Genomic DNA, 24,979 nt, shown 5'->3' on the forward strand with positions numbered 1-24,979 from the left:
TTTTATCTTTCGGATATTTAGTTTTTCCACGTTTAAAATACCCCTGGAATTTGGTTTCTATTCTAACACAATTCTTCCATTAATGTCTACATGGCTGTGCAAGAACCGGCAATTTGTGAAATAATCGGTTTTCTTCTTTCCTCTGGACATTTTCCGGCATGAGTGCTATATTAAGAGCCATGAAAGTACTGATTACATTATTAAAACCATTTTCTTTTGCACCTGCGATCCTGATGATGTGCGTGATCTATTCCTTTTCCGCACAGACCGGAGAAGTTTCCGGAGCTTTAAGCTATAAAATCAGCTACCAGATCGTAGAAACGAAAAACGAAATACTTGCCACTGGCAAAAGCCCTGATCAGCTCTCTCAGGAGGCTTCCGGCATCGAGTTTTATGTCCGTAAGGCAGCTCATATGACAGAATACTGTCTTCTTGCCATCTCCATTTCCTTCCCGCTCTACGTTTACGGAGTCCGGAGAATCTGGCTGATGCTCCTGGTAGGAATAGTATGCGTGGGATTTGCAGGTCTGGATGAATATCATCAGTCCTTTGTAAATGCCCGCGGACCGTCTGTAAGGGATGTGGGTATTGACAGCTGCGGTGCACTGATCGGGATTTTGCTGGTACAGGCATTCTGCTGGTCCACCCTTCACACCCCTGGTGGTAAAAAATCCCGAAAGAAACGGCGAAAATCAAGAAAACGCAAATAAACAAAAGCCGGAAGATCCAGGCAGAGAACATTTCAATAATTCTCTGCCAGATGTTCCGGCTTTCTATATTGTTGCTATATCGTATTTGTGCAGATCCTGCACGCATTCTATTCCGCTACATACTCACGGACGAAATCGTTTTACCTTTCCCATTCCTTATATTACTCCGCAGAACTGTTATCAACTTTCCCACTTGTCTCTTCTGCCTCACTCTCCTCCGCATCATCCAGATTCTCGGCCAGATGCGCTCTCTCTGAGATAGACATTTTCTTTTTGGCATTTTCCTCGATCATTTTTCTTGCTGCTGTTTCCTGCTCAGATGCTTTCTCTGCACCTGCTTTAGCCAGATTGCGGACAGCTTTAACAAGAAGCACAGCTCCGATCACAATAAAAATGCCGCCTGCTGCCAGAAATCCTTTGCTTGCATCATCCGTTCCTTTAATGATTCCTTCACACAGGCGATATCCTGTATACACAAGATAACCGCCTGCAAAGATCCACAGAAGACTTCTTCTTGCAGGAGACTCTTCCTGTACAGGATTCTCATTCTGTGTAGCTTCAGTCTTCTGCTTTACCTCGTTATTTTCGTCTTTGGCTTCTTCCATGATATACTTTTATCCTTTCTGTGGAACAGACATCTCCACTCCACTACCATACTTGCTCATAACAAATCAGACATTTATATTCAGCTGCCTATTTATCATCTGTCATTTCTTCCACATCTGCTTTATCCACTGCTTCGTTTTTCAGCGGTTCTTTCTTTACAATTCTTCCATAAAGCTTCGTCATCTTATATATCTTCTCAATCGTTTTATCCGTAAGCTGGCCTTTCTTCATTCTCCACTTCCAGTTATCTCCGAGTGTAGACGGCTCATTGATCCTTGCTTCATTTCCCAGGCAAAGATAATCCTGCACCGGAACCACGCATCTATCCGCCACACTCGCCATTGCTGCACGGATCATGCTCCACACAGCTGCAGTCTCATGCCTGCCCTCGCAGCCGACATACGCTTTCGCAAAATTCCTGTCATGCTGGCTTAAATTCCGGAACCATCCTCTTGTTGTCTCATTATCATGCGTTCCGGTGTAAACGATGCAGTTTCTCTCATATCTGTGCGTCAGATACGGGCTATCCTCATTCTCATCAAAAGCAAACTGAAGAACCTTCATACCTGGAAATCCGGATTCCTCCACCAGTTCGATCACACTGTCTGTAAGAAGTCCAAGATCCTCCGCGATCACATTCAGCTTGCCGAGATTTTTCTCCAAAGTCCGGAAAAGCTCAATTCCCGGTCCTTTTTCCCAATGGCCAAACTCTGCTGTTTTATCTCCATAAGGAATGGAATAATACTCATCAAACCCTCGGAAATGGTCAATACGTACAACGTCATAAAGCTTCATGCAGTTAGCCATGCGAAGTGTCCACCACGCATAACCTGTTTTTTTATGGTAATCCCAGTCATAAAGCGGATTTCCCCAGAGCTGTCCTGTAGCAGAAAAAGCATCCGGTGGGCATCCCGCAACACCTACCGGCAGATTTTCTTCATTAAACTGAAAAAGCTCCGGCTGCGCCCAGGCATCTGCACTGTCAAAAGCAACATAGATCGGCACATCCCCGATGATCTCCACACCTTTATCGTTGGCATAAGCCTTCAGCTCTGTCCACTGCTTAAAGAACCAGAACTGCTGGAAACGATAAAATGCCACTTCCCTGGAAAGTTTTTTCCCAGCTTCATCAAGTGCTGCCTGATCTCTGTTCTTTAATTCTGCCGGCCACTCAATCCAGCTGATGCCGCTGAGACTGTCCTTGATGGCCATATACAGGCTGTAATCCTCAAGCCATGCTGCATTCGTTTTAACAAACTTCTGATATTCTGCATCTGCCTCACAATTTGATTTCTCAAACGCTTTTCTCAGAAGAACAAATCTGGACTTGTATATCTTTTCATAATCCACATAGCTCTCATTACTGCCCCAGTCACAGGCCTCACATTCGCTTTCCTCAAGATATCCTGCCTTTACAAAAGCTTCCAGATCAATAAAATACGGATTTCCCGCAAATGTGGAAAAAGACTGATATGGTGAATCTCCATATCCGGTAGGTCCAAGAGGCAGGATCTGCCAGTATCTCTGTCCTGCTCTCACCAGCTGGTCTACAAATTCATAAGCTTCCGCAGAAAAACAGCCGATTCCAAATCTGGACGGAAGGCTGGATACCGGAAGCAAAATTCCGCTTGCTCTCATAACAAGAATCCTCCTGTATTCATCTCAGTAGTCGCGCCCTCGCACAGATGTCTGCAGGAGCACTCTTTTGTTATTATAGCATCCCGTTTCAAAACCTTCAAAGCTCTTTTTTGTGGATATATATAAATATATCACGATATACTCGTTTCCGATCTGCCTCATTCAAAATCTCATGGCGCATTCCCGGATATAATTTTCCCCGGACATCCTGATATCCGGCTTGACGCATAGCACGGACTGCTTTCGCAAAATGACGCACATTTCCCATGCAAGGATCATCTGCTCCGCTGATAAACAGCACCGGCATCTTCGGTTTCGTACAATTCCAGTGTTTCACATCGTAAGCTCTTTTCATCAGGTCAAAAAGTGCTAGGTACGCATCATCACTGAATGTAAATCCGCAATACTCAGAATCCGAGTAATCCTGAACTACCTGCGGATCTGAACAGATCCAGGAAAAACGGTTCTTTTCTTTCCGGAACCGAAGTGCATACGTTCCAAAAGACATCGCCTCTATAAGACCTGCACTGTGTTTTGGTCCAAAAACAGCCTTCTCTGCTTTTGCCAGGGCAACACCAACCGGACGTAGCGCATTGTAGCTTGGAGATCCGCATACAATCAGCATATCCATACAATTATCATGATGGGCTGCATAAGCACGGACTGCCAGGGATCCCATACTGTGTCCGAATAAAATCAGCGGAATCTCCGGAAAATGATCCCGTATCAGGCTATTCACAGTGTGGATATCCTGAAGCATGGCATCTGCGCCACCGCCGTACATATAGCCCAGGTCTTCTTTATCCCGCACACTTTTGCCATGTCCTCTGTGATCATGAATCACACTTACATATTTATGTTCCGCCATATATTCCATAAACGGAAGATATCGTTCCTTATACTCACTCATTCCATGAACGATCTGAATGATTCCCCGGTATTTCTCATCACGTCCAAGCTCCGGCACCAATGCCAGACAGGAAATTACCAGTCCGTCCGCTTTTGACGGAAACGAATACTGAATCGTTCTTGCCATTATATTCCACCTCTTCTTTCCTGCCGCTCCCCGCAGCATTTCCTGACCTGTTTTTATATCACAAAGTATATCATAACACAGGGGGTTTCTCAAACAGTAAACCTATGTTATAATCGTTACCGTAATATAACAACCACGACGGATATTAAGGAGGAATAATGAATACAGATAATAACGATTTTTACGATGATGATCTTTCCAGGTCATTGATCAACAACGATTTCGAAGACAATTCCCCTCGCAGAAAGAAAAAGAGCAAAAAGCCTCTCATCATCTGCCTGGTCATTCTTCTGATTGCGGCAGTTGCCGGCGGAGTCGCCTGGTACCTGAACGAGCGTCATAAACCGGTAGAAGCTACAGAGAAATTTCTCACAGGTATGCAGAATATGGACTTTACAACTATGGAGAATCTTCTCCAGAGCCATGATCTCAGCGCCCTGGATGATGCAGATATCCGGGATTCCGCATACACAGATTTCTTCACCACAATTAATAAGAAGATGACCTACAAGATCACCAAAAACAAATTTGACATCCAGAACGGAACTGCAAAAGTAACCGTTCACATGAAATATATTGACGGAACCAACATCTACGCAGCTACCATTCAGGAATACACCCGGAAAGTTGCAGTTGCAGCCTACGCTGGAAAGACCATGACCCAGGATGATATCCAGGAAATGCTCGCTTCTCTCCTTACTGAAAATGCTTCTACAGCAGATGAGAAATACAGTGATATCGACATCACCTATCCGCTTATCAAGATTGGTGATGAATGGAAGATCGTTTCCCTGGATGATACAACTGTCAAAGTTATGTGCGCGAACTTCAAAAATGTAAAAGATGAGATTTCTTCCCAGCTTAATGATGACAGTTCCGACAGCAGCTCCGATGCTTCCGCTGATTCCACAGAACCTTCTGATACTTCTGATTCTGCACAGACTGCTGGTTCATCTATTGATATCACAACAGACAAGTTTTCTGTCCGTTTCAAACAGTTTGCAGTATCCAAAGACTACGGTGGAAATTCATGTCTGATGATCTACTATGATTACACAAACTCCGGTGATTCCCAGTCCAGTGCATTCGTGGATTTTACTTTGCAGGCATCCCAGAACGGCGAGTCTCTTGAAGGAACTTATCCGGAAGCCAATGACACAGCAGTAGACAACTACATGAACACCATTGACCCAGGCAAAACAGTCACTGTCTGCCAGGTATTTCTTCTGAAAGACACCACCAGCGATGTCACCCTTCAGGGAAAAGAAACTCTCAATGTAAGCGGTGGCCAGACAACATCTCAGGTGCTTAAATTGCAGTAACGTGCCAAACGGATAAAATCATCCGCAGGACTTTCTCAATTCGTTCAAACAATAAAACGGAAATTTCCAGCTCATGTTTTAACATGAATACCAGAAATTTCCGTTTTCTTTTTTCTCTATGATACATATTTTTCCCGCTTCCGCGAAAAACTATCTCCTGTATAACGAAAGGATGGTGACTTATGGCAAATAAATTTTTACAGTATTTTGCACTGACGATTGCCGTGATCGGTGCGGTAAACTGGGGCCTGATCGGATTTTTTAATTTCAATCTGGTAGCTTTCCTGTTCGGAAGCATGAGCTGGCTTTCCCGGATCATCTATGGTCTGGTAGGCTTATGCGGTCTTTATCTTCTGACCTTCTATACACTTATAGATCAGGAACAGGTAAGTGAATAATTTTCATTCCTGTTCCTGACAGACAGTTCTCTCCGTCTGCGGCAGAATTTCCGGGGACTCTGTCCCTTTCACTCTGCCGCAGCACGGATTTGCCTGATCTGCTGCAGATTTTCCCGGCAATAAAAAAGAACTCTGACCATCCTCAGAGTTCCAAAGAGCGATAGACGGGGCTCGAACCCGCGGTCTCGACCTTGGCAAGGTCGCGCGTTACCAACTACGCCACTATCGCACAAGCGGGTGATGGGAATCGAACCCACGTATCCAGCTTGGAAGGCTGGTGTTCTACCATTGAACTACACCCGCAGTTATGAAATTATAAAGCTTCATCTTCCGATGAGAGCGATAGACGGGGCTCGAACCCGCGGTCTCGACCTTGGCAAGGTCGCGCGTTACCAACTACGCCACTATCGCATAAGCGGGTGATGGGAATCGAACCCACGTATCCAGCTTGGAAGGCTGGTGTTCTACCATTGAACTACACCCGCGCATCGTCGCTTCGGTGATTACCGATCGCTTGACCGCTGCAACGATGATTAGTATATAGCATGCTGTTTTATTTGTCAACAGTTTTTTTGAATTTTTTTAATTTTTTTATTTATTTGATTTGTTATCAATAATCCCATACATTTGTAGCAGAAACCTGAGTCTTCGGTTTCTTAATCACAAGCTCCGGACTCTTGGCACTGACCTTTGTATTTGCAGGGATAGATTCTGTAATAAAAGTATTACCACCGATAATGGTACTCTCTCCCACAACAGTTTCTCCGCCAAGTACTGTGGAATTAGAATAAACTGTCACATTATCACAAATTGTCGGATGACGCTTCACATTGGCAAGCTGCTGCCCCATTCTTGTAGAAAGAGCTCCGAGAGTTACGCCCTGATACAGCTTCACATTGTTTCCGATTTCTGTTGTCTCACCAATAACCACACCTGTACCATGATCAATAAAGAAATACTCCCCAATGGTTGCACCTGGGTTAATATCAATTCCTGTGCGTCCATGTGCATACTCAGACATTACTCGTGGGATAAACGGAATATTTTCTTTATAAAGGATATGCGCCAGACGATACACATAGATTGCAAACAATCCAGGATAGGAAAAAATGATTTCTTCCTTACTCTTGGCTGCCGGGTCTCCGTCAAATCCTGCCTGCACATCTGTCAGAAGCAGTCTCTGAACTTCCGGAAGCTGTTCAAAAAATCCACAGGCAGTTCTGTCTGCATGCGCCTCTGCCTCTTCCGGCTCTTCTCCATGATAAAGAAGCGCGATCTCGATCTGGTTCTTCAATCTGTCATAAATATCATTCAGTCTGTGTCCCACATAATACTCCGGAAATACGGTAGCACTGGTATCCGTACTGAAATATCCCGGAAATACAATAGATTTCAGATCTCTTACTATATCGATGATGACCGAACGGTTCGGCAGACGTCTGCCGCTTTTCGGCATAAAAAGTTCTTCAGAAGCATAATTCTCAGTAAGACCCTTCGCCGCTCTGAGAATCGCTGATTTCTTATCGCTCATAATTCCCTCCATTTCTGCACATCCACTTCTGTCTGTACACTTTATCTCATTATCATATTATAGTCTGGAAGATTCGTCAATAATACAAAAAAGAAAAGTTTTAAAAAAGATTGACCTTTCTCCGGATACCTTATATAATAATAAAGGTTTTCACGAAAGCTGCTGGAAAGCTTTGAAAGCATCCGGAGATGTACCCAAGTGGCTGAAGGGTCCGCACTCGAAATGCGGTAGGCCGGGCAACCGGTGCGAGGGTTCAAATCCCTCCATCTCCGTTTACTGCCGTTTTTTCACCAGTTAAAAATATGCTGGTATTTATATTTTGTATAAAAAAGCACTCTCATCTCTTGACAATTGTATGTTTTATATGTATAATTGCAACAGTGATGAAAACACCATTGAATATAGGGGATTGGTCAAATGGTATGATAGGGGTCTCCAAAACCTTTGGTGGGAGTTCGATTCTCTCATCCCCTGCTATTAAGAGCGCTGAAAAGTCTTAATCAAAGATTTTCAGCGTTTTTTGTTTTTCCATAAAGTTTAAAGGAAACCCATATTGAGACTGTATAAAGAAAAAGTGACCGCCCGGCCTGTAATATCATCGTCTGGGTGATCACTTTTCAATATTTTACTCCGCACTGCATTCATATCGTGAAAATTTCTGCATGTATCCACCTGCACTTATCACTTCAGTTACTCCAGATTATCCGGTCCAAATCCAATTGGCAAAAGTTCCTTTAGCGCAAAGATATCATATTTTTCTCTGCTGACTGCCAGTATGATCTGAAAGGTTTCCGGATCACAGAACTCCATCATAACCTGTCTGCATACTCCACAGGGTGCTGCATATTCTGTAGGAACACCATCCTTGCCGCCAACGATACAGATTGCCTGAAAGTCTCTCACGCCTTCACTGACTGCTTTGAAAAAAGCAGTTCTTTCCGCACAGTTCGTTGGAGTATAGGCAGCATTTTCTATATTGCACCCGGTATAATAAGTGCCGTTTTGGGAAAGAAGTGCCGCCCCTACATGAAAATGTGAATATGGCACATAGGAATAGTCCATCTGTCTGATCGCCAGATCGATCATTTCTTCAATCTGTTTCTTTTCCATGATTTTCCCACCTTTCCTGAATCAGGCATATATACGTTATTCTTCTTTTTTCTGTGCCTGATCTGCACGGATCAGTTCACGGATCGCCTGTACTGCAACCTGGATTGCTTTATCGGTATCATGTACCACAGGATTATCCAGGCCCAGCTTCTCTCTTTCCTGATTTGCAAGCACCAGGAAACAGGCACCTACTCTCACTTTCAAATAATTTGCCACCACAAAAAGAGCAGCTGATTCCATCTCCGAAGCAAGGCAGCCGAGGCGTTTCCATGCTTCCCATTTATTCATCAGTTCATAGCTGACCGGTTTTGTTTCCGGCTCATGCTGCCCATAAAACGAATCCTTAGACTGTACCACACCTGTGTGGAATTCACATCCTTCTTTTTTTGCCCCTTCCACAAGTGCATTGATCACTTCCAGATTTGCCACTGCCGGAAATTCAATAGGTGCATACTCTTTGCTGGTGCCTTCCATACGAATCGCGCCCGTTGCAACAACAATATCACCGCTCTTTACCTCCGGCTGCATCCCACCGCAGGTTCCGATCCTCACAAAAGTATCTGCACCACATTGATAAAGCTCTTCCATTGCAATAGACGCCGACGGCCCTCCGATTCCGGTAGAAGTCACACTTACCTTTACTCCATCCAGTGTTCCGGTGTACGTTACATACTCACGGTTATCTGCCACAAAAACCGGATCATCAAAATATTGAGCAATTTTTTTACAACGCTTCGGGTCCCCCGGCAGGATAACGTAACGTCCGACTTCACCTTTCGCCACCTGAATATGATACTGTCTGCCTGCATCTTCTGAATAATTTTTCATGTTGTTCCCCCATTTCCACATCTGTTTTTCTTTCATTCATAAGATATGATGATCTTCTTGCAATACTCACATCGGCAAGCACTGATCCGATCACCATATATCATTTTTGACAGACCTTTCTCTGTATTTAACCGCATGGATTCACCTTTTGATCTCCATTCCATTCCCGAATTGAAAGAATGGATCTGTCCCTCACACATTTTTCTTCCGCAGTATGGACATTTCACCTTGATTTCTTCTTCATCTGTGCTCTCGTTCAGCATTTGCGCATCGTAACGGTGTACAACCTGATCATCCTCTGCGTCAATTGAATTTACTCCCATGTTTTTCTCCTTCATTATATTTTTCTCTGGCATTCCTTAAATGCCGCCATAAGCTTTTTCTCTTCAAGCGGTTTGGTCAGATGCTGGTTCATTCCGGAAATACGGCTGTTGATCATATCCTCAGCCAGAGCATTTGCACTCATAGCTATGATTGGAATCGTTCCCGCATCGCTCCGTTTCATGGAACGGATCTTTCTTGCTGCATCCCATCCATTCATATTTGGTATCATAATATCCATAAAAACTGCATCATAATACCCTGGTGCAGATTCCTCAAATTTTTTGACCGCTTCCATACCGTCAGCAGCACACTCTACATGAACACCTTTATTTTCCAGCATAAATTTTACAATTTCCATGTTCAGCTCATTGTCTTCTGCGACCAAAGCACGTTTTCCCTCTAAAGATATCTCCTCATGACTTTCTGCTTTTGCAAGCTTTTCCGGATTTCCAATCTTAAACGGAAGTGTGACACGCACAGTGGTTCCGATACCCTTCCTGCTTTTTATCTCGATTGTTCCACCCAGACTCTCCGCCATTTTTTCTGATATTGCAAGACCCAGACCGGTTCCTTCATATTTCGATCTGCTGGTTATATTTTCCTGTGAAAACATTTCACAGGCATGAGGAATAAACTCCTGGCTCATGCCGATTCCATTGTCCGAGCATTCAAACTCATATACTACATTCTCATCATCTGCTGATTTTTCTTTACACCAAACATGTACACTGCCGCCTGGCTCAGTAAACTTCACTGCATTATCGCTAACTGCATCCAGGATCTTTTTCAGATAAACAGGATTTCCCTTCAGGCATATATGTCTTAAATCAGATTTTTTCCAGTCTACCACATAATCAACATCTTTTTCTTCTGCCTGGACCTGTTTATCCGTATTAGCCTTATTTAACAGTTCTGCCAGGTCAAATGTCAGCTCCTTTTCTGAAAAATCACCGCTTTCCAGTTTGTTCATCTCCAGAATATCGCTCACGATCGAAACAAGATATTTTGAGGATTTCATGATCTGATCTCTGCATTTCTGCTGGACTTCCACATCTTCAGGATAACAGTTTGCCAGATCGAGCATACCCATGATCCCGTTCACTGGTGTTCGGATATCATGGCTCATATTGGACAGAAACCTAGATTTCAGAGCTGCATCCTTCCTTGCTTCTGCCACCTGATATATAAGATTCTGCTCTTTTTTCTTCACATCGCTGATACTTCGGATCGCACAAAGTACATGGGTCAGCTGTCCGTTCTCATCTCTTTTCTTTTCAATAAAGCGAAGTTTATGCCAGTTTCCATCCTTCATCTGGTATTCCATCGCAATGGTCTCTTCGTTTTTCATTCGTTCTGCCAGTGTACTCATATCTGTAAATTTAAAAAAAGCATCCTGATATTCCTCAGCTACAAACTGTCTGCACAGTTTTTCATTATTAACCGATAAAATACCTGCTTTTATATATTTCAGATTTTTCACATCTCTGTTTGATATTTCTTCAAACCAGTCTTCCTGAATATCAATCCTTGAAATATAATGATAGGTCTTGGCAATGGCATCTATGATCTCATTATTCAGCCTTGTTTTTTCCAGTGCTTCTGCCAATTTTTGCTGGATTGCTTTTTCCTTATAAAGAATACTGCCAACATTACGATACCCTAAAAAAATAGTAAATGTTTCATCATCAACTTTTCCTTTTGCAGCATAAGCTTCATAATAGCTGTTGTGTCCATCTTCCGAAATGCTCTGATAATGATATGTAATTTTCTCTGTATAGCGAAGTCTTTTTTTCATGTTCCTGCATAAATGCCAGTCAAGAAATTCTGCCTTGTCTTTCTCCGAAATAAAGGTATCTGCATATACTTTGGAATATTCATCAAAACTGTTAAATATCCCCGACGTCTTATCAGCAAGCTTCTTTGCATTGGTATTTGAGACAAGTCTTAAGATTTCGTATTTTCCGGAATTGAGTTCTATACGATACAGCGAAACATATTCCGGAAATAATTTTTTTACGATGTAATTCTCATCTGGAATCGGATCATTTATTTCTGTATTCTTATTCTCCGCTTTTTCAGACTCATAGATCATACCTGAACAGAAACCCGTTTTTCCAACTGGTGCAATGACCACATGATAGTTTTTTTCTTTTCGCACGTCTGTCTCACTGGACCGGTTCTCATATGCCGCTTCATAACAGACATGCAGCCATTTATTATCTGCCTCCGGAAACAAACTCTGAAATGAATGGTCCAGTATTTCCTCCAGGCTGTGATCTTTTATATCTGCAAAAGCCTGATTACAGTAACGGTAGATCCAATCCACTGGCTGTCCCTTATCGTCCAGCACAAGTTCCAGCACGCAATATCCTACAGGACTGTAGTCAAAAATACTCAGGTTAAACTGTTCTTTATATGAAGGCATAGCATTAACACCCCCTTTTACTGTCAGAATCTGCTGATAGCCACCCTCCGCATACCATCTTTTTTGTCAGAAGATATCCTGACTTTTCCTGTATTATACCATCTCATGAATTGCAGGAAAAGAATATTTTGGCAGAAGCTTCTTTCATAATGAGTTTTTTTCATCAGCCAGAAATATATCCTGGCAATCGAATCTCGATTCCATTCTTTTCGCAAAAACAGAACATACCGCCGTTTACCGACAGTTTCTCTGATTTTCCGGTTATCTTTATACATATTTTTGTTCAATTATCCCCTTGACGTAAAGCTATCTCCAGGGTGTATCATTATCCTGTGTTAAAGGAGGTATACTATCATGTTTAAGACATTAGAAGAAAAGACTGAAGAGAAAGCAATGGTGCAGTTCCTTGAACGCTTTACAGATTATCCATTTCTGGTAAAGTTCAAGAATTCCGAATATCTGATCGGAGAGGGTGAACCTACATTTACAGTTAATTTCAAAAAAGCAATTCCTATCGCAGATCTGATGAAAAGTACTTCTCTCGCACTGGGAGAAGCTTACATGCGTGGTGATCTGGATATCGAGGGAAATCTTTATGAAGCTCTTGATCATTTTCTTGGACAGATGGGTAAATTTTCCACCAACGAATCTGCCCTGAAAAAAATTATGTTCAGCTCTACATCCAAAAAGAACCAGGAAAAAGAAGTAACCAGTCACTATGATATCGGAAATGATTTCTATAAATTATGGCTGGACGAAACCATGAGTTATTCCTGTGGCTATTTCATTCATGAAGATGATACTCTGTATCAGGCACAGGTAAACAAAGTAGATTACATTCTTAAGAAATTACATCTTGAAGAGGGCATGTCCCTTCTGGATATCGGTTGCGGATGGGGATTTCTGCTCATCGAAGCTGCCAGAAAATATAAGATTCACGGCACAGGCATCACATTAAGCCATGAACAATATGCTGAATTCCAGAAACGTATCAAGGATCAGGGCCTGGAAGATTATCTTACAGTAGAACTGATGGATTACCGTGACCTGCCGAAATCCGGTTATCAGTTTGACCGTGTTGTCAGCGTTGGTATGCTGGAGCATGTTGGCCGTGACAATTATCAGCTCTTCCTTGACTGCGTAGAAAAAATCCTCAAACCAGGTGGATTATTCCTGCTTCACTTTATCAGTGCCCTGAAAGAACATCCTGGCGATCCATGGGTTAAAAAATATATTTTCCCAGGTGGAACTGTTCCAAGCCTCCGTGAGATCCTGACTCATATGGCTGAAGATAATTTCCACACTCTGGATATTGAAAATCTCCGCCTGCATTACAATAAGACATTACTTCACTGGGAAAAGAATTTCCGCGACAATATCGAAAAAGAAAAGACCATGTTTGATGAAAACTTCCTGCGTATGTGGGATCTTTACCTTTCTGCATGTGCAGCAACCTTCCACAACGGAATCATTGATCTTCATCAGATCCTTATGACAAAAGGAATTAATAACAATCTGCCAATGACCCGCTGGTATTAATTGTTTCATCAATTTTCATAAAAAATATCGTACAGAACCTTCTCTGATAAAATTCAGAAAAAGTATTTCTGTACGATATTTTTGTTTCTGTTCCAATATCCGGAATTTCTTGCCCATCTATGCATAATCCCCGATCAATAATTTTCTGATAAGCTTGGTATAAACATTCTTCACAAACCACGGTTCTGTTGATTTCTTTAATGCTTCTTCCGGTGAAAACCAGGCTACGCCACTGTTTTCATCTGCTTTTATGGAAACAGTCTCTTCTGAATCTGCCTCAAGGAGATATGTTATATTAAAGTGCAGATGGCTGGATACATATTTTCCTTTTTTCACATGCCCGTCTACAGTCAGGGATTCCATGGAAAAAATTTCTTCTGACACAGGATGAACATTACTAATCCCTGCTTCTTCTTTTACTTCTCTGACAGCAACGGACAATAAATCAGTCTCTCCATCTGCATGTCCTCCAAGCCAGGACCAGGAATTGTATATGTTGTGATATACCATAAGGACTTTAGTCCGGTCTTTGTTTACTACCCAGGCAGAAGCCGTCATATGGGCTACTGCATTCTCTCTGGAAAAAGCATTCTCATTGTTTCTGATCCAGTCCAGGATCAGGATTTTATCTTTTTCTTCCTGCTCATTATATGGCTTGTATTTTTCTATCTGATCGATCAGTTTCTGGCGTGTTATCATTATGCACTCTGCCTCTTTCTTAAATATCCTCCAATGTATTTTTATTAACAAACACATTGTATTTTATCATCATATCCAATGCTTGTAACTATCTTTTTTATTTAATACCCATCCTTTAACCGGACAATATTTTTTAATTCTTTTCCATTCAGATATCGTTCCAGATTTTCCATGCAGATGTTCCAGATCATATCCTGGACTTCAGCGTTTCCGCCGAAGCTCGGGCCTGCAATGTGTGGGGTAATGAGGACGTTTTCCATATTCCAAAGAAGTGATGTCTCCGGCAATGGTTCTGTCTCAAATACATCCAAGATCACTCCTTTTAAGTGGCCTTCCTCCAGTTCTTTGAGCAGAGCTTCTGTTTGAATGAGACTTCCTCTTCCCACATTAACCAGAATTGCAGCTTTTTTCATGGAATGCAGCCGTTCGTAATTCAGAAGGCCTTTTGTTTCCGGCGTTCCCGGGAGACAGCCGATCACAATGTCTGCTTTCTGAAGCTGCTGATCCAGAGCTGTCAGATCATATACCTCATCAAACTCTTTCATCTGCTGCGAATGCCCCGGGACTGCAGTTCTTTTTATTCCAGTCACATGAGTTTCAAATGCTTTCATTCTGTGGGCAATGTTTCTTCCAATATCCCCGGTTCCCAGGATAAGGATATTTTTTCCATATATGGTTTCTGATGATTTATTCTGTACCCAGAGGTGTTTCTGTTTGTTTTTCCAGTAATTCGGAAGTCCACGGTACAGCGTAATGATATTCCCGATCACATATTCTGATATGATCTTTCCAAAAGCGCCGGAAGCATTGGTTAATGTAACTCCTGTCGGGAATGCTTTCATTTTTGTATATTTATCCACACCGGCCCAGGTCAGCTGGAGCCAACGAAGATTTTCTGCTTTCTGAAGTTCTGATTCTCCCGGTTCTCCGATCATTACTTCTGCTGCCACGATCGCATCCTCAGTTTCTTTGCCCTGAAATGTAAATTCACATTGAGCTCCGAATTTTGTTACAAACTGATTTCGGATCTCTGCATCGCATTGTGGTTTTATTAAAACTTGTATTTTCTTCATGTTTTTTCTCCGCAAATCATCTTTATCAGCTATATCCTACCATAATTAATAGCCATCTGCTATTATTTTCTGTTATTTCTGCCTCTGATACCTGGTCACTGCCAGGATCATGCAGACAAAAACTACCGCGAACATAGCTTCCAGTCCAATGCCTTTCCAAACCGATGCAGCTGCCTCACCTGAGAGGCGGCTGTAACTTCCAAGAGTCTCATTTACAGTTTCATACCAGTACACCGGAAGAAACTGAGACACCTTCAGGACGTTTCTGTCCATAACATTCATAGGAACAAACACACCACACAGGAAGCACATTCCAAGAGACAGGATATTTGCGATCCCGCTTAACATGTTGCTGTTTTTTACAAAAAGACCGATCAGATAGGAAAGTGAAAGTGCCACTGCCATCATCACCAGAGTGTTCAGTACATAATATCCGAAATTTTCTGAACTGAGAAATTTTTTTCCATACATAAGGATAGCTCCTGCCATACCGATTCCCCATAATCCCCCACCCATCACAAACATGGCCAAAAGCCCTTCCAGACTCTGTCGTCTTGCTGAAACCGCTGATGCCTGCATTCTCTTTGGTATATCGTCTTTTTTGAAAGCCATCAGCACATATCCCATTACATAGCAGAGTAATGCAAGAAACAGATATGGAATATATCGGAAATAATAGAGCCATCCGGACGTACCACTGTTTTCATCTGTATCCAGCATTGTGACTTCTCCTCTTTTTTCATCCAGGAGCGCAGCTGCCGCTTCCTTCCGGGAAAAACCGGCTTCCAGATATGTCCGCATTGTATTCAGACAGCTCTCAAGCTGCTGATCCACATAATATGCCGAATAAGATCCGGGCACCTTTGTCACGGAAATACTTTCTCCGTTTACCATACAGCTCTCATAAAAATTCTCAGGGATCACCACGATGTACTCTACATTTCTGTAAAAAAGCTCCTCCTGAAGCTTCTCCCTGTCATCCTCCAGCATTGTCACGTGATGCGTGCCTTCAAGCCATTTTACCAGTCCTTCTGCAAGTGGTCCGTTATCTTTATCCACCACTCCGATCTTTATTTTTTCGCTTTCATAGCTGGTATAAGTTTCCTTACCGGCCGCTGCCTGAAGTGCCATTGTCACTCCGAAAAAAATCCCCAGATACAGAAGGATCAGCCCTGTATTTTTTTTCATGATTCTCATATAGCCTTTAAATACTGTCATAACGTTCCCTCCTGACCATGAAAAAGGATGCCAGCACCAGCACCACACACATTACCGCCAGTGTGATCAGATTTCTATAATATCTGGTCATATCATCATATACATTGATACAGTAAAATGCATCTGAGATCAATGATGCAGGATTGATCCGGTTCACAAACGGAAAACTTTTTTCCACGATATCCTTCATATTTCCGTTCATCAATCCTGCGAGGAAACTGCTTACCATGGAAATTCCCAGTATGATCCCGATCTTGGCACCTTCCTGCATTTTTCCAAGACTCCCAACGAACATTCCCATAGATACGCCGATAAGACTTCCGAAGAAAGATATCACCAGCATTTTCCCCATCTGCCCCTGAAAATCCAGTTTGAGAACATATCGGAGATACAGGAGCAGAATGATCACATCCACATAGCCCAGGGCAAAAGATGTCAGCTGATCTGTAAGAATCAGCTTCAGTTTGTGAGTCGGCGTCACGCATCGTCTGGCTGCCAGCGGTGTGATATTGGCCTGGATCCCGATAGCGGAGCCAAAGCCGATAAAGCATCCATACAGACAAGCCATGGCGATCAGTGCGTAAAAGAACTGCACATTTCCGTCAATGGTCCGGCCCCCAAGAGACACCTCCTTTACCAGACTGTCAGCGCTTAACAGGTTTGTTATGGTTTCTATGTCCATCTCCGGATTTTTTTTCATGATGTTGGTGATGGTCGTCCTGGTATTTTCGCAGCTGTCAAGAACTGTCTGGAGGATACTCTCTTCTATTCCGGTTCCTGCTACTGTAAGGGAAGGTTCTTTTCCTACATAATAAATTCCTTCTACTTTTTTATCCTGCAGTGCTTCCAGAGCTTCTTTTTCTGACATCTCTTCCTGCTTTAAAAGATCCGGATTGCTTTCTCCCACCTGTTCCAGATAAGTCAGGAAAAACGTATCCGCTATATCTTCTTTTACCACTGCCACCGGAACCGTCTGAAAATCTGCCTCATTGATATTTCCGAATGCAAAATAGAAAAAGGTTCCAAGCACAAGTGGAAAAACCAACGGCCAAAATACAATGTTAAAATTCCGGATTTTGGAAAGAAAACTGTATTTCAGTAAATGCAACATCTCTCATCCCTCCTAATCTCTCAGCTGTTTTCCGGTGATCTCCAGGAATACATCATTCAGTGTAGGCAGCTCAGAAAAGACTCTTCCAAAAGAAATATCCTGGCTCTGCAGATAATTAAGCAGCCGGATCAAGTTATGCTTTGCATCTGTACAGCGTACAGTCAGCACCTGTTTTTCGTACCGGACATCAAAAACATGTTCCAGCGTACGGATATCCTGAAGATTTTTTTCCTCCAGAACAATAGCTTCCACAGTAACAGTCTCGCCTGTTTTGATCATCTGTTTCAATTCTTCTTTTGTTCCCTGAGCGATGACTCTTCCGTGATCCATAATGGCGATCCTGGTACAGATCTGCTCCACTTCTTCCATGTAATGGGATGTGTAGATAATTGTGGAACCCTGCTGGTTCAGTGTCTGGATTCCTTCCAGGATCTTGTTTCTGCTCTGTGGGTCTACTGCTACGGTTGGCTCATCCATGATGATCAGCCTTGGTTTGTGAGCGATCCCGCAGGCAATGTTCAATCTGCGCAAAAGACCTCCGGAAAGCTTCTTCGGATACATTTTGCGGAAATCTTCAAGACCTGTAAATTCAATGGCATCCTCCACCAGCTCTTTTCTCCGTTTCTTGTCTCTTATGTAAAGGCCACAGAAATAATCGATATTTTCCTGCACTGTCAACTCATCAAAAACTGCTACATTCTGAAGCACGATTCCGATCTGTTCCTTGATCTTATAGCTGTCCGGTTTCATCTCTTCACCGAAAATCTTTACTTCACCTCTGTCATATTTCAGAAGTGACAAAAGGCAGCTGATGGCCGTTGTCTTTCCTGAACCGTTGGGGCCAAGCAGTCCGAATATCTCACCCTCCCGGATATCCAGCTCCAGATGATTCAGTGCGGTAAGATCGCCATATCGTTTTACCAGATTTTCTATGTGGACCATACTCTTTGACATATGTTTTCCTCCCTTTTCCTGTCCGTTAAACAGATCTTTCCTGTTTTACTGCAGAAATTCATATTTCTTCTATGATGTCATTATATCCTTTTCTTCTGTCTGCTCCAAGTGTCGGATGTCATTATCTGCGAATGACAAATGTCATGTCTTTCGCAAGCGCTCAGATTTTTCTTTGCAGGGAAGGAACCGGTATATTATAATAAAGGCACGTTGATTTCAGAAATAATTCTGAGAAAGGAGGGTTTATTTTTTATGCGTTATTTCACAGATTCCATCCTATTGCTTTTATACAGTACTTTAACATTTTTTTATGTGCCTGCAGATCAGGCTCTTGTGTTCGCCTTCCTTTTTGCAGTGATCCTCGGCTGCGTTACTTATCTGTGCAGGGCATGTAAAACAGACTCCGGTTCACACAATTCTCTATCTTTGTTGAAATGCTCCGCAAATATCATTCCTGTTCTTGCAGGAAGTTATGTAATCTTTGGATTATGTTCCCTGTGGTTTTCGGATCTTCTTCTGTTTTTCCCGCTGCTTCTGTATCAGACTTTATCTTCCGGACTTTTTCTGCTGGCAGCGGCTGAACTTCCATTCTGGGGATTTCTGGTTTTTCAGATCAACGACTTTCCGGCAGTTCTTTGTATACTTGTGATTTTGGGTTTCGTCCTTTCATTTTTTCTCTGGCTCTATGCCGGAAAATATCAGGCTCTTTACCAGGATTTTCATCAGATCCGGGATGACAGTGAGGAACATACGCTTCTTCTTTCTGAAAAAAACAAGGCACTTCTGGAAAAACAGGATTACGAGATCTATGCTGCTACATTGCGAGAGCGAAACAGAATTGCCAGAGAGATCCATGATAATGTGGGACATGTGCTTTCCCGTTCTATCCTTATGACTGCTGCCTGCAAAACCATAAATAAAGATGAAGCTCTTGCGCCTCTTCTGGAAAATCTGGAAGCTTCCCTGAATGATGCCATGAACAGCATCCGTTCCAGTGTCCATGATCTTCACGATGATGCGGTGGATCTGGAAGATGCCATAAAAGGACTTGTAAAGGATTTCACCTTCTGTCCGATAGCCCTTACTTATGATATGTCCAGGCAGGTTCCAAGGGAGGTGAAATACAGTCTGATCAGTATTACAAAAGAAGGCCTTTCCAATGTGATGCGGCATAGTAATGCAGATTCCGTGAATATTCTTCTGCGTGAGCATCCTGCACTTTATCAGCTGTGCATTGAGGATAATGGAACATCGGGAAATGAAATTCCGGATATTCAAACTGAATCAGACAGTGATAAGATGAATAATATTTCCGATGGTATGGGACTGTCCAATATCCGGGACCGTGTAAAGTCACTGGGTGGTACGGTCCAGATTACGCAGGAGAAGGGATTTCGGATCTTTGTAACGATCCCGAAATCTGTTTCTAATTGAAGCAGTCTGTTTTTTCTACTCTGTAATTTAATTTTTTTCAACTCATAAACAGGAGATTTTGACATGAAAATTATAATCATAGACGATGATTGCCTGGTTGCAGGTGCATTAAAAACCATTCTTGAGACAAACCCGGATATCAAAGTGACTGCCACCGGCTCTGATGGTGAAGAAGCCTGTGCTCTGTACAGAGAGTATCTTCCGGATATTCTTCTGATGGATATCCGTATGAAAGGAATGGATGGACTGGAAGCTTCCAGAAAGATCCTAGGTGAATTTCCGGAGGCAAAGATTCTTCTTCTGACTACTTTTTCCGATGATGAATATATTGTAAAAGCCCTCCGCCTTGGCACAAAGGGATATCTTCTGAAGCAGAATTATACCAGCATTTTTCCGGCTTTGCAGGCAGTCTATTCCGGACAGACTGTATTCGGCACGGAGATCATGTCCAAGATCCCGGAGCTTCTGCAGTCTTCCGGTGGATTTGATTATACTTCCCGGGATATCAATGAACGGGAACTGGATATCATCCGGCTGATCGCCAACGGATACAGCAATAAGGAGATTGCCGCAGAACTTTTTCTCAGTGAGGGAACTGTACGGAATTATCTCAGTTCCATTCTGGATAAACTGCAGCTGAGGGATCGGACACAGGTTGCTGTGTTTTATTATCAACATAAATAAGGAGAACTATAATGAACCGCTATCTTACTATCCATATCCCGGAAACAGCTGTTCCGATGCCTGTCTCCCGCTTTCTTCACACTCAGGCCGGTCTTACAAAAAAGCAGATCAGCCAGGCAAAGTTCCGCCCCGGTGGTATCAAAAAAAACGGACAGCAATGCCGGGTAACGGAAACAGCTTATCCCGGAGATCAGATCATGGTATGCCTGGAAACAGATGATGTGGATTCTGCACAGCTGGAATCTGCGACTTTCACTGTCAATTCAGACCGTCACAAGTCCTGTTTCCATCATTCTACAGACTCAACCTTTTGTTCCTATTCTACTTCTGATGCCTGCTGTTTATCAGCTTCACCTTCTCATTTTTTTTCTGAACTGGAAATCCTCTACGAAGACCAGGACATTCTTGCCGTAAACAAACCAGCCGGAATAGTCACACACCCTTCTGGTTCTCACTACAGTGACAGTCTATCCAACCAGGTAGCTTCCTATTTCCGTTCCAAAGGAGAGCCTACCAAAGTCCGTTCTATCGGGCGATTGGATAAGGAAACCTCCGGTATCCTGCTCTTTGCCAAGAACCAGACTGCTGCCGCCAGATTGCAGAACCAGCGTGAAGAGGAGATTTCAGAGAAAACCTATCTGGCTGCGGTTTCCGGTCCCATGCCTGTGGATACAGATGGAACTTTTCACAGGATCACTGTTCCCCTTGCGCCGGACCCGGATAACCGCCTGAAAATGATCATATCTACGGATGGCACGCTTCCCGGAAGTAAACATGCGGAAACTTTTTATTCTGTTCTGAAATCAACCGGCTCCGATACAGCAGCTCCGGTCTCCCTTGTAATGCTCCGTCTGAAAACCGGCCGCACCCATCAGATCCGTGTGCACATGGCATCTCTCGGGCATCCTCTTCTGGGCGATTCCCTGTACTGTTTATCGGATATGTCGAATCATTTTTCCCGGGCTGCACTCCACGCATGGAAGCTTAACTTTCAACTGCCATTTCCAATTGACGAAGCTGCTTCCGACACCCCGTCTTCCATGCTTCATAACAAAAATGCAAAAAAAGAAATCTCCCTGGAAGCACCCCTCCCGGAAGATTTCAAAAAATTCTATGAAACGATATTCTGAAGCCATACGCCTTTTTTTACAAGGATAAATCCAATGACACATTTCATCATATCCGCAGCCTGGACCATTGCATAGATTGCAAGTACAGGCAGACCTGTAAACCGGCTTAAGGTAAATGCGATCGTCACACTTACCACCCAGATAAACACACTGTCAAACAGAAATGTAACGATGGTCTTTCCGCCGGAACGCAAGGTAAAATACGTTGCATGCAGGAATGCATTCTGTGGCATGAAAAATGCTGTGATCATAATAAAATATTTCGCCAGAGTACGTGCCTCAGCATTGGTATTGTAAAGCTGTGGAAATAACGGTGCCATCACAAACATCACGGCTGCCACGCAGGTACAGCAGAACACAGAGAATGCGATCATCTTGTTGTCCGTATCTCTGGCTTCCTTCATCTTACCTGCTCCCAGAAGCTGTCCTACAACAATGGCTACCGAATCTCCAAGTGCGATAAATACGATATTGAATACATTGTTGATGGTATTGGAAATATTTAGTCCCGCAACCACGTTCAGTCCACGGACTGAATAGCATTGTGTCAGCATGGCCACTCCGGCTGCCCATAATGTCTCATTCAGAAGCAGAGGGGTTCCCTTAATAAGGATCTTCTTTGTCAGATTCGCCGGAACCTTTAATGTTGAATACAGCCCCTGTGCAAAAATATTCTTTTCTGTATGCTTATGTGTCCAGCTCAGGACAATGCAGGCTTCCACATATCTGGAAAGCACTGTGGCAACAGCAGCACCCCTTACTCCCATTTCCGGGAATCCGAATTTGCCATAGATCAGAAGATAATTAAATATCAGATTGATCAGCACTGCCACGATTCCGGCCTTCATGGGAAGTACAGTCTCACCGCATTCACGTAAGGTACTTGCATAAACCTGTACCATCATAAATGGCGGAAGTCCCAGAAGCATGATCCATAAATACTGTTTTCCATAAATAAGAGTATCCCTGATCTCCTGTGCGGTTCCATCGCCTTTTAAATACATGCTGATCAGTGAATCCCCTGCTGTCAGAAACAGTACAATAGTGATCGCTGTCAGTATCACTGCCATCCACAGTTTATAACGAAGTGTCTGGCGGACACCCTCATGATCCTTCTGTCCAAAATACTGTGCTGTAAAAATTCCTGCTCCGGACACCCCGCCGAAAATACATAGATTATATACAAAGATCAGCTGATTGACGATTGCCGCTCCGGACATCTGTTCTGTACCGATACGACCGATCATAATATTGTCCAGAAGACTGACAAAATTCGTGATCCCGTTCTGAACCATGATCGGTACCGCAATAGACAGGACCATCAGATAAAATCTTTTATCTCCTACAAACTTCCGGAAAAAAGGAGTCTTCTCCTTCACCTTCTCCATAAATCCTTCCCCCTTGTTTTTCGTTTTCCTTCATCCAAAATTTTTCACAAAAAGAAGACTGCCACCCGAAACAGTCTTCCTTTTCGTAAGCGTTGTAGCTAATACATTACTACAAAGCTCTTCCTTTTTCAATAGTCTTAATAACGATAAATCGCCGTTTTTTTCGTATCTTTTTACTCCACCATGTGACTCTCATCTGCAATATATTCAAAGAAGTCAAAGTCTGCACATTTTTTGTGGAGAACGCGGTCTGCACAGGTGATCCCAACCATTGTTCCTGTAAATTCTCCGTACTTGCAGTATTCATCAGAAAATCTTGTGGTGTCAAAGATACGTCCGATCTTTTCATAAGTTTCTCCGTCATAGCTCCACTCGAACCAGGATTTTCTTCCCTCTATATAAAGTCTCAGATAAACCGGTTTATCTTCTACCGGGATTCTGGTATTCAGGAACTCTGTTTTTTCTCCATTTTCCAGATGGATGATGGACAGGGCGCTCTGTCCCAGGGTTTCACTGTAATATTTCCGGAGATTGATGTAATTCATGTTGTCGTAATACAGGATCAGACCTGCACTGTGCTGGTGTACTTCCGGTGTGAATTCCATCTTTGTGGTGATCCGTGCGTATACGCTTGTAAGCTTTCTGGCCAGGATACTTACTTTGTTGAGAGAGGTTCTGGATTCCTGTCCACGAAGGCGCACATAGCCTTTTCTTGCTTTCACATCTGCAAAACGCTGGGGCATGATCCTTGGAGAGTAATAGAAGTTCCCAAGCTCATCTCCGTCAAAATCATCAAAGTCCGGAGTTTTTTCCACTGGGTATTCCGGAAGGGAAGTTTCTGGCACTTCAATTTTCGCCAGATTGCTTCCATCTGCCATGCGGAGCCAGTTATCTTCGGTCCACATCATTTTCTGAATGGCCGTCTCTCTTCCAAGTGTACAGCGAAGTTCCGGTACAAAAGGTCTGGAGCAGAGATGGACCAGATAAACTTCTCCTGTGGGAAGTTCCACATAGCTTCCATGACCGGATTTCTGAAGTACAGTGTCCGGATTATAGTACTTTGGTTTCAGATGGTCTGGATCCTGGCGCTCGTAGGATTCTCCCGGAACGCTGGTAACGATGGGATTCTTCGGGTCTTTTTCATATGGGCCCCAGACATTTTTGGAACGTCCCATCGTAACGCAGTGGTTATATCCGGTGCCTCCCTCTGCACACATGATGTAGTAATACTCGCCTCGTTTTGTGAGATGCGGTGCCTCGATGCAGCCTCTGTCTGTGCCACCTCTCCAGACCCGCTTCGGATAACCGATGATCTCTTTTTTCTCAGGAGAATATTCTACCATACAGATAGCACCTGGCTTCTCATAGCCTTCTCTTGTTTCCCACTCCAGGGATACCACGTATTTTTTGCCATTGGTGTCATGGAAAAGTGACGCATCAAAACCGGAGGAATGAAGGTAAACCGGCTCGCTCCACGGTCCACGGATATCTTTTGCACAGATCAGGAAATTGTCCACGTCAAAATATCTGGCGTTCATGGAATTCATTACTCCATAGACAACGTAGAACATATCCTCTTCCTCGCAGTAGGTCAGGCAGGGTGCCCAGATTCCTTTTGCACTTGGAAGTTTTTTGAGATCTACTTTTTCATCGTCTGTAATTACGTGTGTGTACAGCTCCCAGTTTTTCAGGTCTCTGGAATGGTAGACCGGGATTCCCGGAAACCACTCAAATGTGGAAACTGCCATATAGTAATCGTCGCCTTTTCTGCAGATACAAGGGTCCGGATTAAAACCCGGAAGTATTGGATTTACGATCATT

At 43.2% G+C, this 24,979-nt stretch carries 22 protein-coding genes and 6 tRNA genes; 9 read left to right on the forward strand and 19 right to left on the reverse strand.

Features of this window, described 5'->3' with window-relative positions; translation table 11 throughout:
* Positions 1 to 158 precede the first annotated feature (158 nt).
* On the forward strand, positions 159 to 710 hold the full coding sequence (locus AC04Q4_RS06875) for a VanZ family protein (protein ID WP_347708338.1): 552 nt from the start codon (positions 159 to 161) through the stop codon (positions 708 to 710).
* Between the two features lie 161 nt (positions 711 to 871).
* Here AC04Q4_RS06875 and AC04Q4_RS06880 read toward each other — a convergent pair whose 3' ends face one another.
* The 3 genes from AC04Q4_RS06880 to AC04Q4_RS06890 all read right to left on the reverse strand — a co-directional run bounded on the left by AC04Q4_RS06880 (position 872) and on the right by AC04Q4_RS06890 (position 3,990).
* Positions 872 to 1,315, reverse strand: a complete 444-nt coding sequence (locus tag AC04Q4_RS06880; RefSeq protein ID WP_195456453.1) for a hypothetical protein — start codon at positions 1,313 to 1,315, stop codon at positions 872 to 874.
* A gap of 88 nt (positions 1,316 to 1,403) precedes the next feature.
* Entirely contained in the window at positions 1,404 to 2,954 is a 1,551-nt protein-coding gene (malQ, locus tag AC04Q4_RS06885; RefSeq protein WP_476388760.1) for a 4-alpha-glucanotransferase, read from the reverse strand.
* Positions 2,955 to 3,051: 97 nt separating this feature from the next.
* On the reverse strand, positions 3,052 to 3,990 hold the full coding sequence (locus AC04Q4_RS06890) for an alpha/beta fold hydrolase (RefSeq protein WP_173738515.1): 939 nt from the start codon (positions 3,988 to 3,990) through the stop codon (positions 3,052 to 3,054).
* Positions 3,991 to 4,148: 158 nt separating this feature from the next.
* On the opposite strand from AC04Q4_RS06890, the gene AC04Q4_RS06895 reads away from it, so the two are divergent.
* Together AC04Q4_RS06895 and AC04Q4_RS06900 are read left to right on the forward strand one after the other, a co-directional pair.
* A complete protein-coding gene (locus tag AC04Q4_RS06895) occupies positions 4,149 to 5,312 on the forward strand; it encodes a DUF5067 domain-containing protein (protein WP_243873888.1) in 1,164 nt (387 codons plus the stop codon).
* Between the two features lie 182 nt (positions 5,313 to 5,494).
* Entirely contained in the window at positions 5,495 to 5,710 is a 216-nt protein-coding gene (locus tag AC04Q4_RS06900; RefSeq protein WP_476388761.1) for a DUF378 domain-containing protein, read from the forward strand.
* Positions 5,711 to 5,866: 156 nt separating this feature from the next.
* Here AC04Q4_RS06900 and AC04Q4_RS06905 read toward each other — a convergent pair.
* The 5 genes from AC04Q4_RS06905 to epsC all read right to left on the reverse strand — a co-directional run bounded on the left by AC04Q4_RS06905 (position 5,867) and on the right by epsC (position 7,241).
* Positions 5,867 to 5,939 (reverse strand) — tRNA-Gly (locus tag AC04Q4_RS06905).
* 3 nt (positions 5,940 to 5,942) lie between these two features.
* Positions 5,943 to 6,013, reverse strand: a tRNA-Gly gene (locus AC04Q4_RS06910).
* A gap of 35 nt (positions 6,014 to 6,048) precedes the next feature.
* A tRNA-Gly gene (locus AC04Q4_RS06915) sits at positions 6,049 to 6,121 on the reverse strand.
* Positions 6,122 to 6,124: 3 nt separating this feature from the next.
* A tRNA-Gly gene (locus AC04Q4_RS06920) sits at positions 6,125 to 6,195 on the reverse strand.
* Positions 6,196 to 6,320: 125 nt separating this feature from the next.
* Positions 6,321 to 7,241 (reverse strand): serine O-acetyltransferase EpsC, encoded by a 921-nt coding sequence (epsC, locus tag AC04Q4_RS06925; protein ID WP_173738517.1) that lies wholly within the window; start codon positions 7,239 to 7,241, stop codon positions 6,321 to 6,323.
* Between the two features lie 184 nt (positions 7,242 to 7,425).
* On the opposite strand from epsC, the gene AC04Q4_RS06930 reads away from it, so the two are divergent.
* Both AC04Q4_RS06930 and AC04Q4_RS06935 read left to right on the forward strand, forming a co-directional pair.
* Positions 7,426 to 7,513 (forward strand) — tRNA-Ser (locus tag AC04Q4_RS06930).
* Between the two features lie 131 nt (positions 7,514 to 7,644).
* Positions 7,645 to 7,715 (forward strand) — tRNA-Trp (locus AC04Q4_RS06935).
* Between the two features lie 216 nt (positions 7,716 to 7,931).
* Here the strand turns inward: AC04Q4_RS06935 and AC04Q4_RS06940 are convergent.
* The 4 genes from AC04Q4_RS06940 to AC04Q4_RS06955 are packed head-to-tail and all read right to left on the reverse strand — an operon-like array spanning position 7,932 to position 11,928.
* Entirely contained in the window at positions 7,932 to 8,351 is a 420-nt protein-coding gene (locus AC04Q4_RS06940) for a cytidine deaminase (protein ID WP_195456455.1), read from the reverse strand.
* Positions 8,352 to 8,387: 36 nt separating this feature from the next.
* Positions 8,388 to 9,179: a uridine phosphorylase gene (udp, locus tag AC04Q4_RS06945; RefSeq protein WP_195456456.1), complete on the reverse strand. Its 792-nt coding sequence runs from the start codon at positions 9,177 to 9,179 to the stop codon at positions 8,388 to 8,390.
* A gap of 32 nt (positions 9,180 to 9,211) precedes the next feature.
* Complete coding sequence (locus AC04Q4_RS06950) at positions 9,212 to 9,502, reverse strand: PF20097 family protein (protein ID WP_173756184.1); 291 nt, start codon at positions 9,500 to 9,502, stop codon at positions 9,212 to 9,214.
* A gap of 14 nt (positions 9,503 to 9,516) precedes the next feature.
* A complete protein-coding gene (locus tag AC04Q4_RS06955) occupies positions 9,517 to 11,928 on the reverse strand; it encodes an ATP-binding protein (protein WP_476388762.1) in 2,412 nt (803 codons plus the stop codon).
* A 354-nt stretch (positions 11,929 to 12,282) separates the two neighbouring features.
* Here AC04Q4_RS06955 and AC04Q4_RS06960 point away from each other — a divergent pair, with 354 nt between their 5' ends.
* Positions 12,283 to 13,467, forward strand: a complete 1,185-nt coding sequence (locus AC04Q4_RS06960; protein WP_173738521.1) for an SAM-dependent methyltransferase — start codon at positions 12,283 to 12,285, stop codon at positions 13,465 to 13,467.
* A gap of 117 nt (positions 13,468 to 13,584) precedes the next feature.
* Here the strand turns inward: AC04Q4_RS06960 and AC04Q4_RS06965 are convergent, their stop codons facing one another.
* The 5 genes from AC04Q4_RS06965 to AC04Q4_RS06985 all read right to left on the reverse strand — a co-directional run bounded on the left by AC04Q4_RS06965 (position 13,585) and on the right by AC04Q4_RS06985 (position 18,510).
* Positions 13,585 to 14,166 (reverse strand): NUDIX domain-containing protein, encoded by a 582-nt coding sequence (locus AC04Q4_RS06965; RefSeq protein WP_476388763.1) that lies wholly within the window; start codon positions 14,164 to 14,166, stop codon positions 13,585 to 13,587.
* Between the two features lie 101 nt (positions 14,167 to 14,267).
* On the reverse strand, positions 14,268 to 15,239 hold the full coding sequence (locus AC04Q4_RS06970) for an NAD(P)-dependent oxidoreductase (protein ID WP_476388764.1): 972 nt from the start codon (positions 15,237 to 15,239) through the stop codon (positions 14,268 to 14,270).
* Positions 15,240 to 15,311: 72 nt separating this feature from the next.
* Entirely contained in the window at positions 15,312 to 16,457 is a 1,146-nt protein-coding gene (locus AC04Q4_RS06975; RefSeq protein WP_173738524.1) for an ABC transporter permease, read from the reverse strand.
* Positions 16,444 to 17,568, reverse strand: coding sequence for an ABC transporter permease (locus tag AC04Q4_RS06980; RefSeq protein ID WP_476388765.1), 1,125 nt, complete (start codon positions 17,566 to 17,568; stop codon positions 16,444 to 16,446). Before AC04Q4_RS06980 ends, AC04Q4_RS06975 begins: the two co-directional genes overlap by 14 nt.
* Before the next feature lie 12 nt (positions 17,569 to 17,580).
* Positions 17,581 to 18,510 carry an ABC transporter ATP-binding protein gene (locus AC04Q4_RS06985; protein WP_195456473.1) on the reverse strand — a complete coding sequence of 310 codons (930 nt, stop codon included), beginning with the start codon at positions 18,508 to 18,510 and terminating at the stop codon, positions 17,581 to 17,583.
* Positions 18,511 to 18,774: 264 nt separating this feature from the next.
* Between AC04Q4_RS06985 and AC04Q4_RS06990 the strand changes: the two genes are divergently transcribed.
* The 3 genes from AC04Q4_RS06990 (at position 18,775) to AC04Q4_RS07000 (ending at position 21,770) form a co-directional block, all read left to right on the forward strand.
* Positions 18,775 to 19,956 (forward strand): histidine kinase, encoded by a 1,182-nt coding sequence (locus tag AC04Q4_RS06990; RefSeq protein ID WP_476388766.1) that lies wholly within the window; start codon positions 18,775 to 18,777, stop codon positions 19,954 to 19,956.
* Positions 19,957 to 20,019: 63 nt separating this feature from the next.
* Complete coding sequence (locus AC04Q4_RS06995; RefSeq protein WP_476388767.1) at positions 20,020 to 20,640, forward strand: response regulator; 621 nt, start codon at positions 20,020 to 20,022, stop codon at positions 20,638 to 20,640.
* An 11-nt stretch (positions 20,641 to 20,651) separates the two neighbouring features.
* Complete coding sequence (locus tag AC04Q4_RS07000; protein ID WP_476388768.1) at positions 20,652 to 21,770, forward strand: pseudouridine synthase; 1,119 nt, start codon at positions 20,652 to 20,654, stop codon at positions 21,768 to 21,770.
* Here AC04Q4_RS07000 and AC04Q4_RS07005 read toward each other — a convergent pair.
* Together AC04Q4_RS07005 and AC04Q4_RS07010 are read right to left on the reverse strand one after the other, a co-directional pair.
* On the reverse strand, positions 21,752 to 23,158 hold the full coding sequence (locus AC04Q4_RS07005) for an MATE family efflux transporter (RefSeq protein ID WP_173738529.1): 1,407 nt from the start codon (positions 23,156 to 23,158) through the stop codon (positions 21,752 to 21,754). The genes AC04Q4_RS07000 and AC04Q4_RS07005 overlap by 19 nt on opposite strands.
* Positions 23,159 to 23,331: 173 nt before the next feature.
* Positions 23,332 to 24,978, reverse strand: a complete 1,647-nt coding sequence (locus AC04Q4_RS07010) for a glycoside hydrolase family 43 protein (protein ID WP_173738530.1) — start codon at positions 24,976 to 24,978, stop codon at positions 23,332 to 23,334.
* Position 24,979 lies beyond the last annotated feature (1 nt).

This window comes from Blautia sp. HA8986, assembly GCF_056504635.1.